This window comes from Arcticibacterium sp. SM2516 (genome assembly GCF_057914865.1).
This window is the reverse complement of sequence record NZ_CP195290.1, coordinates 770,643-784,930: the sequence shown is the minus strand read 5'-3', so window position 1 is coordinate 784,930 and position 14,288 is coordinate 770,643. Positions and strand designations below refer to the sequence as shown.

13 protein-coding genes are annotated in these 14,288 nt (G+C 37.2%); 8 read left to right on the top strand and 5 right to left on the bottom strand.

What is annotated here, in order from left to right; all coding sequences use genetic code 11:
* Positions 1–6: 6 nt before the first annotated feature.
* The 4 genes from ACSBFT_RS03320 (at position 7) to ACSBFT_RS03305 (ending at position 5,792) form a co-directional block, all read left to right on the top strand.
* Positions 7–1,251, top strand: coding sequence for an ABC transporter ATP-binding protein (locus tag ACSBFT_RS03320; RefSeq protein WP_463048114.1), 1,245 nt, complete (start codon positions 7–9; stop codon positions 1,249–1,251).
* Positions 1,252–1,303: 52 nt separating this feature from the next.
* Positions 1,304–2,395, top strand: a complete 1,092-nt coding sequence (locus tag ACSBFT_RS03315; protein ID WP_489603459.1) for a DegT/DnrJ/EryC1/StrS family aminotransferase — start codon at positions 1,304–1,306, stop codon at positions 2,393–2,395.
* Positions 2,395–3,558, top strand: a complete 1,164-nt coding sequence (locus ACSBFT_RS03310) for a glycosyltransferase family 4 protein (RefSeq protein WP_489603457.1) — start codon at positions 2,395–2,397, stop codon at positions 3,556–3,558. The genes ACSBFT_RS03315 and ACSBFT_RS03310 overlap by 1 nt, the downstream gene beginning before the upstream one ends.
* A 599-nt stretch (positions 3,559–4,157) precedes the next feature.
* Positions 4,158–5,792: a hypothetical protein gene (locus tag ACSBFT_RS03305; RefSeq protein WP_489603455.1), complete on the top strand. Its 1,635-nt coding sequence runs from the start codon at positions 4,158–4,160 to the stop codon at positions 5,790–5,792.
* A 54-nt stretch (positions 5,793–5,846) separates the two neighbouring features.
* Here the strand turns inward: ACSBFT_RS03305 and ACSBFT_RS03300 are convergent, their stop codons facing one another.
* Complete coding sequence (locus ACSBFT_RS03300; protein WP_489603453.1) at positions 5,847–6,209, bottom strand: DUF779 domain-containing protein; 363 nt, start codon at positions 6,207–6,209, stop codon at positions 5,847–5,849.
* Between the two features lie 58 nt (positions 6,210–6,267).
* Positions 6,268–7,791: an aldehyde dehydrogenase family protein gene (locus tag ACSBFT_RS03295; RefSeq protein WP_489603451.1), complete on the bottom strand. Its 1,524-nt coding sequence runs from the start codon at positions 7,789–7,791 to the stop codon at positions 6,268–6,270.
* A 236-nt stretch (positions 7,792–8,027) separates the two neighbouring features.
* Between ACSBFT_RS03295 and ACSBFT_RS03290 the strand changes: the two genes are divergently transcribed.
* Positions 8,028–8,954, top strand: a complete 927-nt coding sequence (locus tag ACSBFT_RS03290; RefSeq protein WP_489603449.1) for an AraC family transcriptional regulator — start codon at positions 8,028–8,030, stop codon at positions 8,952–8,954.
* 15 nt (positions 8,955–8,969) lie between these two features.
* On the opposite strand, the gene ACSBFT_RS03285 is transcribed toward ACSBFT_RS03290, so the two are convergent.
* Complete coding sequence (locus ACSBFT_RS03285) at positions 8,970–9,326, bottom strand: DUF6970 domain-containing protein (RefSeq protein WP_463048120.1); 357 nt, start codon at positions 9,324–9,326, stop codon at positions 8,970–8,972.
* 420 nt (positions 9,327–9,746) lie between these two features.
* On the opposite strand from ACSBFT_RS03285, the gene ACSBFT_RS03280 reads away from it, so the two are divergent.
* Complete coding sequence (locus ACSBFT_RS03280) at positions 9,747–11,249, top strand: NAD(P)H-hydrate dehydratase (protein WP_489603448.1); 1,503 nt, start codon at positions 9,747–9,749, stop codon at positions 11,247–11,249.
* Positions 11,250–11,426: 177 nt separating this feature from the next.
* Positions 11,427–12,347 carry a DUF6263 family protein gene (locus ACSBFT_RS03275; protein WP_489603446.1) on the top strand — a complete coding sequence of 307 codons (921 nt, stop codon included), beginning with the start codon at positions 11,427–11,429 and terminating at the stop codon, positions 12,345–12,347.
* A 100-nt stretch (positions 12,348–12,447) separates the two neighbouring features.
* Here ACSBFT_RS03275 and ACSBFT_RS03270 read toward each other — a convergent pair whose 3' ends face one another.
* Positions 12,448–12,903 (bottom strand): hypothetical protein, encoded by a 456-nt coding sequence (locus tag ACSBFT_RS03270; protein ID WP_489603444.1) that lies wholly within the window; start codon positions 12,901–12,903, stop codon positions 12,448–12,450.
* A 462-nt stretch (positions 12,904–13,365) separates the two neighbouring features.
* Here ACSBFT_RS03270 and ACSBFT_RS03265 point away from each other — a divergent pair, with 462 nt between their 5' ends.
* Complete coding sequence (locus ACSBFT_RS03265) at positions 13,366–13,968, top strand: HPP family protein (protein WP_489603442.1); 603 nt, start codon at positions 13,366–13,368, stop codon at positions 13,966–13,968.
* Here the strand turns inward: ACSBFT_RS03265 and ACSBFT_RS03260 are convergent.
* Positions 13,965–14,273 (bottom strand): hypothetical protein, encoded by a 309-nt coding sequence (locus tag ACSBFT_RS03260; RefSeq protein WP_489603441.1) that lies wholly within the window; start codon positions 14,271–14,273, stop codon positions 13,965–13,967. The genes ACSBFT_RS03265 and ACSBFT_RS03260 overlap by 4 nt on opposite strands.
* Positions 14,274–14,288: the final 15 nt, after the last annotated feature.

Genomic DNA, 14,288 nt, shown 5'->3' with positions numbered 1-14,288 from the left:
TCATTTATGCCAGCAATAGAAATTAAAGATGCTTCAAAGAGTTATCTTATTAAACATAAGCTTAATAAGGGAAATACACTCAGAGAAGATATTGTAAATTTTTCTAAGTCCGTTTTTTCTAAAACTAAAACTTCAGAAAATGAATTATTCTGGGCTTTAAAAAACATAAACCTCACCGTTGAAAAAGGTGATAGACTTGGGGTTATTGGCTCAAACGGTGCTGGGAAATCAACTTTACTTAAGATATTAAGTAGAGTAACCGCCCCTACAACTGGAGAAATCAGGATTAAAGGGAGAATGGCAAGTCTACTGGAGGTTGGAACAGGTTTTCACCCAGAGTTAACTGGTAGAGAAAACATCTACCTTAATGGCTCTATTCTTGGGATGAAGAACTATGAAATAAACGCCCAATTCGATGACATTGTAGAATTTGCGGGTATTCAGAAATTCTTAGATACGCCTGTTAAGAGATATTCTTCTGGCATGTATGTAAGACTAGGGTTTGCTATTGCAGCCCATTTAGAACCAGAAATACTTATTGTAGACGAAGTTTTAGCCGTTGGAGATGCCGACTTTCAGAAGAAGAGCATTGGTAAAATGAGAGATGTTTCCAAAAGTGGTAGAACCATCCTTTTTGTTAGTCACAATCTTACCGCGGTAGAAAGCCTTTGTAATAAAGGAGCTTTCCTTCAGAAAGGACACTTAATAGACTCGGGAGACATAAACACGGTCATCAATAACTACGTACAAAATGTTTCCTCTTTTCAAATAAAGCAAGAATGGGAAGACCAATCTAAAGCCCCTGGAGAGAACGGAATTTTAGCAAGAAGAATTGAGCTGAAATCAACCGAAGAATTAGAAAGCGGTACTCAAATTACTACTCAAACTCCTTTAACAGTAGAATACGAATTCTGGAATGACCACGACGACGTAAAGCTTAATGTGAGTATTTTTCTATATACCATGACTGGGCAATGTATTTTTAACTTGGCCAACCAAGGAAAAATTTATCAAAAAGGTATTATAGCCACAGAATTCAAAATCCCCGGTAACTTCCTTAATGATGGCTCCTATTTCATTTCTTTAATGGTAGTTAAAGATGAAGCCAAGCCTTTATTCTTTTTTGAAGAGGCTTTAATGTTTGACATTCAAGATTTCAGAGGAAATGCAGAATGGGTGGGTAAATGGCCTGGAGCTATTAGACCACTTGACCTCAAAGTAAAAACTTGGCAAAAAGAACTTCTGGGCTGATAAAAGCTCCGACTCTTTCGTTAATTTTAAGAAATCCTATAAAAACATAGAATTGAGTATCTTTGTCACCAAATCCTTTTTACCCCCACAAGCTGAATATCAGGCTTATCTGGATGAAATTTATCAGACCAACTGGCTGACAAATAATGGACCTCTCTTAAGGAGATTAGAAGATCAACTCAAAGATTATTTGAGTTTAGACCAGTTACACTTTGTAACTAACGGTACCATAGCCATTCAATTGGCCATTAAAGCTTTAAATTTAAGTGGGGAAGTAATCACGACGCCATACTCCTACTGTGCGACTACTACCGCTATTTTGTGGGAAAATTGTAAACCCGTTTTTGTTGATGTTAATCCTGATGACCTTAACATAAACGCTGATCTTATCGCCGCTAAAATAACACCTAGTACCTCGGCTATTTTAGCTACACATGTTTATGGAAATCCTTGCGATGTGCAGGCTATCCAAAAGATAGCAAAAAAATATGGTATACCAGTTATTTATGATGCAGCACATGCTTTTGGAGTGACCTTAAATGGTAAATCTTTACTGGAATACGGTGATATATCTACCTGTAGCTTCCATGCCACAAAGGTCTTTCATTCTGTTGAAGGCGGTGCTGTTGTAGTAAACGGTGGAAATAAAGAACTTTTTGAGAAAATATGGTATTACAGAAGCTTTGGTCACACAAACGACCATTATGAAAGTATAGGAATTAACGGCAAAAACTCTGAGTTTCATGCCGCTATGGGTTTGGCTAACTTACCTCATGTAAAGGATATCATACAAAGTAGAAAAGACATTTTTGATATTTACGATACCCATTTAGATTTTACACATATTTTCAGACCTTTCACAGCACAGACTGGTTTTGAATACAATTATGCTTACTACCCTGTAGTTTTTGAAACTGACGAAGTCACAAATCATATTATTGAGGCTTTAAAAGCCGATGACGTTTTTCCTAGGAGATATTTTTACCCATCTCTTAATCAGCTCAGTTATGTCAACAGTAAAGACGTTTGTCCCGTATCCGAGTCCGTGGTAAACAGGGTACTTTCGTTACCATTATATCCCGATCTACCTAAAGCCGATGTGATTAGAATTAGCAATATTATTAACGAAGAATTGGCAAAGTAATGACGGTAAGCAAGGGTAAAATACTTTTTGTAAGTCACGATGCCAACCGAGCTGGAGCTCAACTCTTTCTGCTTAATATCATGAAAGATTTTAAGGCAGAGGGCTATAATATTCAGCTGCTATGTCTTCATAAATGGGGACCGTTACTTCCAGATTTCGAACAATTATGTGTGGTAAAGGAAATCCCTAAAGCCAAGAAGTCTAGCGTTATATCCAAGTTAATTAAGGTTGACAAAAAAAGGAAAATAAAAGAATTCATCAAAGAAAAGTATGGTAACAAAGGCTTTGATTTAATCTATGCCAATACCATTGCCACGGCAGGTTATGCTTCTTTATTGAAAGAAACCTTAGGGATTCCACTTATTTCTCATATTCATGAATTGCAATTTTCTCTAAACCTTTATGCAGGAAAAGACGACAGAGAAAAGCTTTTAAAAAACTCTAATGGAATCATAGCCTGTTCTCAGGCTGTAGCAGATAATTTGATTGAGAAAGATGGCTCCTTAGCTACAAAAATTACAGTTATCCATTCTTTTGTAGACAATGATAGAGTGCTAAAACTCTTTAAGGAATCCAAACCCAATGAAATAAAGAAGGAATTTAAACTACCTGCTGACGCTTTTTTAGTGGGGGCATGTGGTAATGCAGAATGGCGAAAAGGCTTGGACATTTTTGCAGGATTAGTGAATGATGTTAACCTAAAAAATCCAGAGCAAAACATACATTTTGTATGGATTGGCCTTAAACCTGAAGGTGAGTACTATGATCAGATCATGTATGATGTTAAGAAAATGAACATCTCCGATAAAGTCACTTTCATCTCTCCTACTCCTAAAGCTATTGAAATTATCAATGCTTTAGATGTATTTGTGGTTAGTAGTCGCGAGGATCCATTTCCTTTAGTAATGTTGGAAGCCGCTCTATGTTGTAAACCAATTTTAGGTTTTAAGAAAACGGGAGGTTGTTCAGAATTTGTAAAAGACGAAGCCGGTATTCTAGCCGAGTACTTGGATATAAATGGCATGACTAAAAACCTCATTACTCTTCTTGAAAACAAAGATCTAAGACTTACCAAAGGTCTTAATGGCCAAAAGTCTATTCTGGAGCACTATAGTTTCGAACATTCTGTAGAGAAACTAAAGGTTTATTTAGCTCAATTCTAGGCTAAAAAAGATGATATTGCTTTTTAGTTTTTAAGTACTCAGACTTTCAGCAATTTGATCTTAGCTATGTCAAATGCTGCTAATCAGAAAAGTAATCTCAAAGAAAAGATGCAAAAAAGACCCATATACGCAATTTATGTGATGTTTTTAGAAAACTTCCTTTTATCGATACACTAGGTTTGTGTATCTTAACAATCTTCTATTCAAGTGTGAACGGATGATATAGCAGCTAGAAAATTTCTACCTTTACTCAACAGTAACAGTCAAAGAAGAACATTTTTATTCATTGCCTTTCTCAGCTAATTGCCATAAAAGCCTCGCCTTGCTCAACTTATTGCTTGAAAACTAAATACAGTTCGTCCACTTCTCTTTAAAAGAAAATAGTCTCCCAAACTATCAAATCTTTAGTTGGAACAAATAAGCAGACCACTGGTTAGATTAACTAACACCTGCCTACGTAACTATTGATTTTTTTTCATTGCATCTATAGCTCTTCTGCAACATTAAAAGACCTTTTTGATTGATTTTGACACCCTCACAAATTGGCATGCATATTTCTTGAAGACTAATTTTGATTCATTCAACAAAACGAATCATTCATGAAAACCCTATTTTTAAGTGTTCTCTTATTTCTGGTATTGTTGGGATGCACCACCCAGAAAGAAACCGTGAACCTAGTTCCTACTGAGCCTAGCCATGCCGCCAACTATTGGTGTACCTGGTATTGGCAAAACTATCTCATTCTGGCCGGAGAAAAGGTTACAAATCCCGATCCAGAAACCGTTTATAGTAATTCTGCAGCTAGAGAACAATTGAATGAAAAGACCATCTTTGGAGAGAACGGAATGGCTAAAATCATTCTTCCAAAGACTAGAAGTGATTACTATTTTGTGATTGACCATGGATGGCAAGACAAAAGTATTCCAGAAAACACATTTTTTACTTCCATTATGGATACACTAGATTTCCCTATGTATGCCAAATTGGAACCCAAAGAGCGAATTAAGCAAATGAATGAAGACATTAAAGCTCTGGGATGGAAAGGGCTTGGTCTTTGGGTTAGGGGAAATCCCTCTGAAGATGAAATGAGAAGAATGGTGGATTGGAGCAAATACGCCGAAATTGAATACTGGAAGATAGATGGTGGAGATACCAAGCATTATTATGCTTCAAAAATAAAAAAAGAGATTTATCCAAAGCTAACTTTAGAGCATATCACGGGAGCAGGTGCCATAAATCCTAAATGGGATATACCTGGCCTATCATTGTACCCTTCCGTTTACAATGGTCAAGAGGCGGTTTCTCAAGAACTTGATGTCTCTTTTGAGAAAAGTACAAAAAAAGTGGAACAGTCTTTAGAGGCCATTAAAATCACGGATGTATTTAGAACATACGACGCCGCTCCCCTACTGGTAAGTACCACCACCATGCAGCGTATTCATGACATATTAGTGCAAACCGCTGGGAAACGGGAATATACGGCACAGCTTAACATTCAAGACGACTGTAACATTGCTGCTGGATTAGGTCTTCTTGTGGCTGTTAAAAGGCATCCTATGAATACCCCTAGAATGTATAAAGGAACGGATTTACATTTTCAAATAGCTGGCGACCGCCATGTAGATAAACGCTTGAACGAAATGGACAGATTAGCTCTTTGGCAACGCATAGCCCCACCTATGGCAGCGGGATACGGTGCCTATTTGGCATCAGAGCATAATCATATTGACAGTATCGTTTTTAAAAGCAGTGATACTTGGTATAAGTCTACTTATGGTAAAATGGTGAGACAAAGTGCTCCAGCCATTATGAGCAGAAACATACCCTTACCTGAGGTTAGGTCTTCGGGATTAGCACCCTATGTCATGGCATCCAAATTTCCAGATGGGCAAATTGCAATAGCTACAGAAGGTAGAGTAACACCGACATCAAGCTGGATTCATCCTAAAGCAGATATCACTTTAAAAGAGGTAGAAGTAAATAAGGCAATTGGCATCTTTGGTTTTTACCAATCCTTAACCTTGGAATTGGAACAAAGTTTAACTAAAAACATAAAAGTTTTTGCTCAAGACTTATTGGCAAAAGAATCCATAGAAATTTCAAACCAAATAACGATAGCAGAAAAGAGCATAACGTTATCTGGTGCTCTGATTGAGAAAATAGGTACGATGGCGTCAGATTCTGGAGATATTTCTGCTCCTGGAATGGTACTTAAAATTGTTCCTTATAAATAAGACAAAAAACCGCGGTACCTATCAAATTGTACCGCGGTTTATAAACTATGTTTTCTAAGCAGTGCTAAAAAAAGCACTCTCCTCTTTGGTCAATAGTCTAGATTTGATAATAAACCTAACACCATGTGGGATTTCTAAGGAAAAACTAGCACCTCTGCCTTCTATAACATCCAATGTTAAAAGAGTGTGTTTCCAGTATTCAAACTGGTCTCTGGCCATGTAAAAAGGAACCCCATCTACCTCTCCTAATGGAATATCTGTTTCGTTGATATAAAAATCTTCTTTTGGATAACACATTGGAGCTGAGCCATCACAGCAACCCCCACTTTGATGAAAAATAAGAGGGCCATATTGGTCTCGAAGTTTTGCGATTAGGGCAACGGCCCTTTTCGTTGCTATTATTCTGGTAGGATTCATATGTTACTCTTTAATGGCAAAAGGGACTCTGCAGTGCCCCTTTTGCGTTGACTTTTTCTTAGAAGAAACCCATTTTCTTTTTGTCATAAGAAATCAACATATTTTTAGCTTGTCGGTAATGTCCCAACATCATTTTATGGTTTTCTCTACCAATTCCAGATTTTTTATACCCTCCGAATGGAGCATGAGCTGGATAATGATGATAACAGTTTACCCATACCCTTCCAGCCTGAATGGCTCTAGAAGCTTGATAAGCCTGATGTGTGTCTCTGGTCCAAACCCCAGCACCTAAACCATAAAGTGTATCGTTGGCTATTTCTATAGCTTCAGCCTCGTCTTTAAAAGTAGTTAAGCATACCACTGGCCCAAAGATTTCTTCCTGGAATATTCTCATTTTATTATGCCCTTTGAACACCGTAGGCTTAATGTAATACCCTTGCTCAAGACCATCTACCAAAGCTTCTGCCCCACCGGTCAATAGCTCTGCACCTTCCTCTTTTCCTATTTCTATATAATTTAGTATTTTCTGGTATTGGTCTTTAGAAGCTTGTGCTCCCATCATGGTTTCTGAATCTAAAGGATGCCCCATTTTGATGGCCTCCACACGCTCGATAAACCTTTCAATAAAAGCTTCGGCAATAGACTCTTCAACCAGTATTCTTGACGGAGAAGTACATACTTCACCTTGATTTAGAGCAAAAAGCGTAGCTCCCTCTAAGCATTTGTCAAAGAACTCATCGTCGGCCTCCATAATACTTTTGAAGAAAACATTAGGAGATTTCCCACCCAACTCGAGCGTCACAGGAATGATATTCTTAGAAGCATACTGCATAATTAACTGCCCTGTAGTGGTTTCCCCTGTAAAAGCTATTTTGTTAATTCTTGGGCTTGACGCCAATGGCTTACCAGCCTCTAAGCCAAAACCATTAATTACATTTAATACACCTGAAGGTAAAACATCCTTAATTAAATCCATCAGTACCATAATGCCTATTGGAGTTTGTTCCGCAGGTTTTAGAACCACACAATTTCCCGCTGCAAGAGCTGGAGCCAGTTTCCAAGCAGCCATTAAAATAGGAAAGTTCCAAGGAATAATTTGTCCAACTACGCCTAGCGGCTCATTTATAATAAGAGAGAGCGTATTTCCGTCCAACTCTGAAGCTGAGCCCTCCTCTGCTCTAATTACACCTGCAAAGTACCTAAAATGATCTACCGCTAGTGGCAAATCCGCTGCACGCGTTTCTCTAATAGGTTTACCATTGTCCCAGGTTTCTACTTTAGCCAATAACTCTAAATTGGCTTCCATAATATCCGCCACTTTAAGGAGTATATTGCTCCTTTCTGTAGCAGAAGAGCTGTTCCATTGCGGTGCAGCTGCCCATGCCGCATCTAAAGCCAAGTTCACATCTTCCTCTGTTGACCTTGCCACCTTAGTAAAAGTCTTTCCATCTACTGGAGATTCAGCATTAAAATACTCTCCCTTTAAAGGAGCTACCCATTTACCTCCTATAAAATTATCGTACTGTTCTTTAAACTTTGGTTTGGTTGCGAGGGTTTCGCTTATCATTTGTAATTCCGACATATCTCAATAGTTTTTGATTTGATAAATTATATATGTATAAATTAATCGCTGAAAAATCACATTTGAATAATACTATTCTGCCTGACCGTTTCAGTTTTAGCCCAAACTATTGTATTATACTCTCATCTCTTTCAATATTCTCTCAAAATCGGATTCATTGGAGATATATAAATTCATATCTATTGATAGAATTATACTATTTACATACATTTAGGTATAAGAACATCTCATCATATATGCTCACATTATCGTCATCATACCCTTCCAGAAGAAAGTTGGAAACCTTGGTAGAAAACCGTACAATTCATTCTTTGAATAATGCAGAGCTAAATATCTTTGAAACGCATCAGCAAGCCACTGACGTCCTACTAAAATTTCCAGACCCTGTTTTAGCGAGTATGCTGACTGGAAAAAAAGTAATGCATTTAAATGGCTTAGAATCGTTTGATTTTTTTCCCGGTGAGTCTGTCATATTACCCAGAAACGAACTCATGAGTATTGACTTCCCGGAAGCCACAGCCCAAAAACCGACGCAGTGCCTTGCCCTCTCTTTCTCCACCGACCTTATAAAATCCACCATTCAGATTCTTAATGAGAAAAGTCCGAAAAACGAAGGGAAAGAGTGGCAGATGACCGACTATAATTTTCACTTCACAAACGACATTGCCATACAGCAGATTCTACAAAGACTCATTTTCATTTTTGCAGAAAACCACCCGTCGAAAGACCTCTTTGCAGATGCTCTTCTACAAGAACTTTTAATAAGAATAGTACAAACGGAGTCAAAGGGCTTACACCTTAAAAACTCAGCCTTTAGCTGTACAGATGATAGAATAAGCTATGTTATTAAGTTTATAAAGGAAAATATCACAAAGCAGCTTTCTGTAGAAGATCTAAGCCAAAAAGCATATATGAGCGAGTCTAGCTTTTACAGAACCTTTAAAAATGAAATGGGGATTTCTCCTAATGACTTCATTATCGATGAACGCATCAAAATTGCCGAGCGGGTATTAAAAAAGAAAAAAACCAGTATAAAAGAAGCATATCTAGCCAGTGGCTTCAATAGCTTCTCTTATTTCTGTAGGGTGTTTAAGAAGAAAAGGAACCTTTCTCCTTCTCAATTCAAAGAGAAGGAAAATTCATTGGTTCAGTGGATTCCCTAAGTGTATAACCAATGCTTACTTCTTCTTTTCCCAAATCGTTTCTAAAAAAACGGCATTTGAAAACTCTTCTTCTCTTATAACGGTATTACCCGTTATTCCTCCTAAAAGTCCTATACGCTGACAATTAAGATTCAATACCTCAGAGGCCATATCAGCTCCACAGTTTCCTGGGTTAAAGACAACAACCGTACTGTCTTGGAATGTATAGGCTTTAATATTAACGTCATTGTCGCAAGCTTGTTCTTTAGAAAACTCCTCAAATTTTTCTTTCAAACAAGCATACGCTGGCGGGTCTACGATTATCTCATTTTTTACATCTTCAAATTCACATCCGAAGGCAATTAATGGCAATAGCAAAAAATACTTTTTCATAATTTTTAAACTTGGTAATGTTACGTGTTCTTAAACATTGATATCAATTAAATGAACCAGCAAAGGAAAAGGTTGGCTGTTGTGCTATTTTTCCCTGTACTTTAGATTAAACCCGCTTTATGCATTAGGCAATCTCCCAATTTTATCGGGATCGTAGCTAAATTGCTTCAAATCAGTTCGTAAACCCATTTAAACTCAATCACCATGGCCATTCGACATTAGCTCAGGGTAAACGATATGCTAATTTCCTTTAATTGTCTGATTCATTACATTTTCGATTTCCTAAAGCAGAATCCGGGTTAAAACAATGTAAAGAATCACTCCTTCTGTTCTTAGTAAGTCACAAAATCCTTGACAGGTATCATCACCCAATTCTTTATTTTTGTAAATTGCTCATGACCCACTTAAGTCAATTAAAACGTGAAATTAAACCTAGAGCTACCTAAAATACTTAATGCAGATCAAACCAAAGCTGCTGATGATTTCACTATAAAAAATGAGCCCATCGCTTCCATAAATTTGATGGAAAGGGCATCTAAAGCATTTGTCAACGCTATTTTACCCAGAATAAATCAAAATTATAAAATAGCGATTGTCTGTGGATCGGGAAACAATGGTGGAGATGGCTTAGCGGTAGCCAGAATATTGGAAGATAAAGGATATCAAGTTGATATTTTTTTACTTGGATATCCTGAAAATTGCTCACCAGATTGTATAACTAACTTCAAGAGATTACCGCAAGTACAGCTTATCCAATTGGAAAGTCAAATGCCTAATTTCACTCTTTACGATACCATTATTGATGCCTTATTTGGTTCTGGCTTAAACCGACCTGTAGAGGGAGCTGCGGCTAAATGCATTCAAGCTGTGAATAATTCAACAGCCTCAGTTCTTTCTATTGATTTACCATCTGGACTATATGCAGATCACCTTCCTGAATCTGATGCTATCATTGTTCAATCAGACTTCACCGTAAGTTTTCAAAGACCCAAAAAGACCTTCTTCTTTCCTGAAAGTGGACCATTCCTAAAGGAATGGGCCGTAGTAGATATTGGTCTAAATGAACATTTTATACAAAAGACAGAATGCTCTTATTACGTATTGGATGAAAAAGTCTCTCATATCATAAAAGCTAGGAAATCTTTTTCTCATAAAGGTAGCTATGGCCATGCCCTCATTATAGCGGGATCATATGGCAAAATAGGAGCAGCAGTTCTTAGTTCAAAAGCCTGTTTAAGAAGTGGTGTGGGTTTATTAAGCAGTTTCATTCCAAAATGCGGTTATGAAATCATGCAGGTTTCTTTACCCGAAGCCATGTGCATTACGGATCCTCAAGACAACCACCTGACTCAAATACCTGAAACGCTTGAAAAGTATAGTGCTATTGCAGTAGGACCTGGCATTGGCACAAAAATAGAAACCAAAACTTTTATAAAAGAGCTATTTGGCAGCTATAAAAAACCCATGGTAATAGATGCCGATGCTCTCAATATACTTTCCGAAAATAAAACATTACTAGAACACATTCCTAAATTCAGTATTCTTACCCCTCACCCAAAGGAGTTTGAAAGACTGGTAGGCAAATGGAAAAATTCAGAAGAACGTTTGGATAAACTTAAAAGCTTGGCCAAAAAGATTAGTTGTATCGTGGTTTTAAAAGATGCCCATACGGCTGTTTGTACACCAGAAGGTCAGGTTTATTTCAACACTTCTGGGAATGCGGGCATGGCCACTGGCGGTAGTGGGGATGTGCTTACAGGCATTATTACTGGTTTATTGGCACAAAACTATTGTCCTTTAGAAGCCGCAATCATTGGTGTTTATTATCACGGAAAAGCTGGAAATGACGCTGCCAATAAAAGAGGCATGAATGGCATGGTTGCTTCGGATATCATCGAGCATTTAAGAATTGAGAAAACTTAATTAACGTTAAGTTGATTTATAAATGCATTTCCCTTTGCAGAAAAAGTCTTAGTTTTAAGCATCCAATTTCAAGAACAAAAATCTTATATAACACAACCTATTTAGGGCTTAACTTCTGGCCTTTATCATCAAGAATAATAGGATATTACTTCCTAAATACACAAATCACTTAAAATTATGAGAATTCCTTTCTTCGTGTTTATTGCTCTTTTCCTATGTCATCCTTCCTTCTCCCAAGGCACTGATTTATCCCTAAGACTGGAAAAAGGCAAAGTTTACAGACAAAACACAAATTCTAAAGTCAATATTGTTCAGAACTTAAACGGTGGAGAAATGAAAATCACCATGACCGTAAAAGGCACCATGCTATTTATGGTTACTGGTATTAAAGGAGATAATTACGAAATGGACGCCAGTTTTGAAAAGCTGGGCATGGTGATGGAAATGCCTCAAGGAACTATGGATTTCAACTCTGAAAAAAGCGATGAGAACGATGTTTTTTCTTCTATGCTTGCCGCCATGAAGGGAAAACCCTTCGGCGTACTTATGAATAAAACAGGAAAAGTTATAGCGGTAAAAAAGGTAGACAACCTTTGGGGTGATGCCATAGACCAATTTGACCAACTACCTGAAATGCAAAGAGAGCAAATGAAATCCCAAATTTTAAAAGCTTATGGTGGAGAGGCCTTAAAAGGTAACATTGAAATGGTGACAGCTATTTTTCCAGACAAACCCGTAAAAAAAGGAGATATCTGGAATATAAAGACTGCTTTAGAATCTGGAATGTCTGCTGTTATGAACACCGCATATCAACTGGTAGAAAACAAACCAGACTACTCTTTAATTAAAGGGAACTCTACCATCAAAACAGAAGAGAAAGACGCTTATATAGAAACCAATGGTCTACCTATGAGATATAACATGAATGGTATCATGAATTCTGAAATTAAGGTAGATAGAAAAACGGGATGGATTTTAGAAGCTACCATTCATCAAAACATGGAGGGTTCGGTCATTATTAAAGAAAATCCTCAAATGCCCAATGGCATGAATATCCCAATGACTATGGAAAGTGAAATGCTTATCACTAATCAGTAAATATTAACTACCTGATTATCTCTAACATTAGGGCTTTTGTACACAACCCTTATGCTATGAACTCTAAGGTAATCGGGGTTTACGCAAATCTTTATTGATTTTACTTTTTTGTCAAAGTACCCGTTGCTCTATTATCGGGATAGGGTTCTTCATACCAAGTGACATTAATGGTGCTTGAATTAACAACTGTAATTTCAAAAATTCCATCGCCACAGGTGTTATTTGTTCCCGAAATGGCTTGGTCAAAAACAAAAAAGCTTCCAGACGAAGAAACCATATCTAGGGAAAAATTACAGAAAAGAGCGGTGCAGACAAACTGTGTATTGTCACAATTTGACAGATCTCCGGATGTGAAAGAACCACTCCCTGTACCCATATTACCATTTACGGAACTTATTGAGAATACCGTCTTTAGCTCTCCAAACTCTGGCTGAACCAATGTACCGGACCATTCTCCCACTAAAATTTCTTGGTTAGTCGGTTCGTCATCACTACCACATGATGAAATCAAAAAGAACGCAAAAACTGCAATTAATAAGCGGCTTATTTTTTTCATGACTGTTTAGTTTTTAATAAAGCTAAGACTGTCCAATGAGCTATAAAAGTAATTCCAAAGTGTTTTATTTTGCGGTAAAGCTGTTATAATCAAACATCTGACTACAGTCAAACAATATGTTTTGTCATACAATCTTAGCGGCTTATTACTATAAAAGTATAATTTCTGATTAGAAATTATACCAGAAATATTCACGCTGAACCATATACTGTCGCATATAACTGTTTCATAGATTTAAACAAAAACACACTTTATCTATAGACTTACAGGAAAAGTCTTTATACTTTTTTAAACAAGCTATTCCCTGCTTTCAAACTGCCCAATAATTTTTAATTTTGGGGACAACAAAACTTACAATTCTTAAAGTATTACTCCAATTCCCTGGTGAAACTGTTTCTTGAAAATTCTCTTTAAGAATAAGCTATTACCTGCGGAAACCCATCTTTAAGAACATATAAATTCGTGGTAAAAGCTAAATTTAAACGTGGACTAAGAGTCTCACGGTATGTTATCTATAAAGAAACCTTAGTAGATAGCAAAGAACATCTTTGGTCATTTTTGGGAGCTTTTATAGGCATCGCACTCATTGCTTTTTTACAAAGTCACTTTTTGACCAAAGACGAAAATATATTCTTGATTGGCTCTTTTGGAGCTTCCAGTGTGCTCATTTATGGAGCCATACAGAGCCCCCTTTCCCAGCCTAGAAACCTTATAGGTGGGCATGTTATTTCTGCAATTTTAGGTGTTACCATTTATAAAATATTTCCAGACATCATTTGGCTTACGGCACCCTTGGCCGTTTCTCTGTCCATAGTTATTATGCAAATCACTAAAACGCTGCATCCTCCTGGAGGAGCCACGGCTTTAATTGCGGTGATTGGTTCAGAAAAAATAACCGAATTAGGATATATTTATGTGCTATCTCCTGTACTAAGCGGCACCCTAATACTTTTTGCGGTCGGTTTGATTTTCAATAATATAACGCCATACAGAAAATACCCTACGAGCAGAAGATTTACCAATACGGTAAAAAAGATTTTCAGAGGAAAATTGGCTAAGGGTTAAAATTTGGTCGCCTTCAAAACAGAATCGATTACTAATAAAGCTCCCAAATGACGCTGTACGTGCTCTGCCAAATGGAATAACAAACCCATAACAGTGGATGGTAGCTGTTTTCTATCAACACCTCTATTGACAAGAGGGGCTTCGGTTTCCAAAGTTATATTATAGGCTAAGGCTTCCGAAACCAAGGTTTTAAAAGCCTTTATAAACTCCTCTTTTTGAGAAAGAGGTTCTTTAGTTTCTCTACGATCAAACTGTTCCTTATTTAATGGTATACCTTTAGCATAAGTAAGCATTCTATTCAACATGCCAGTCATTTGTTT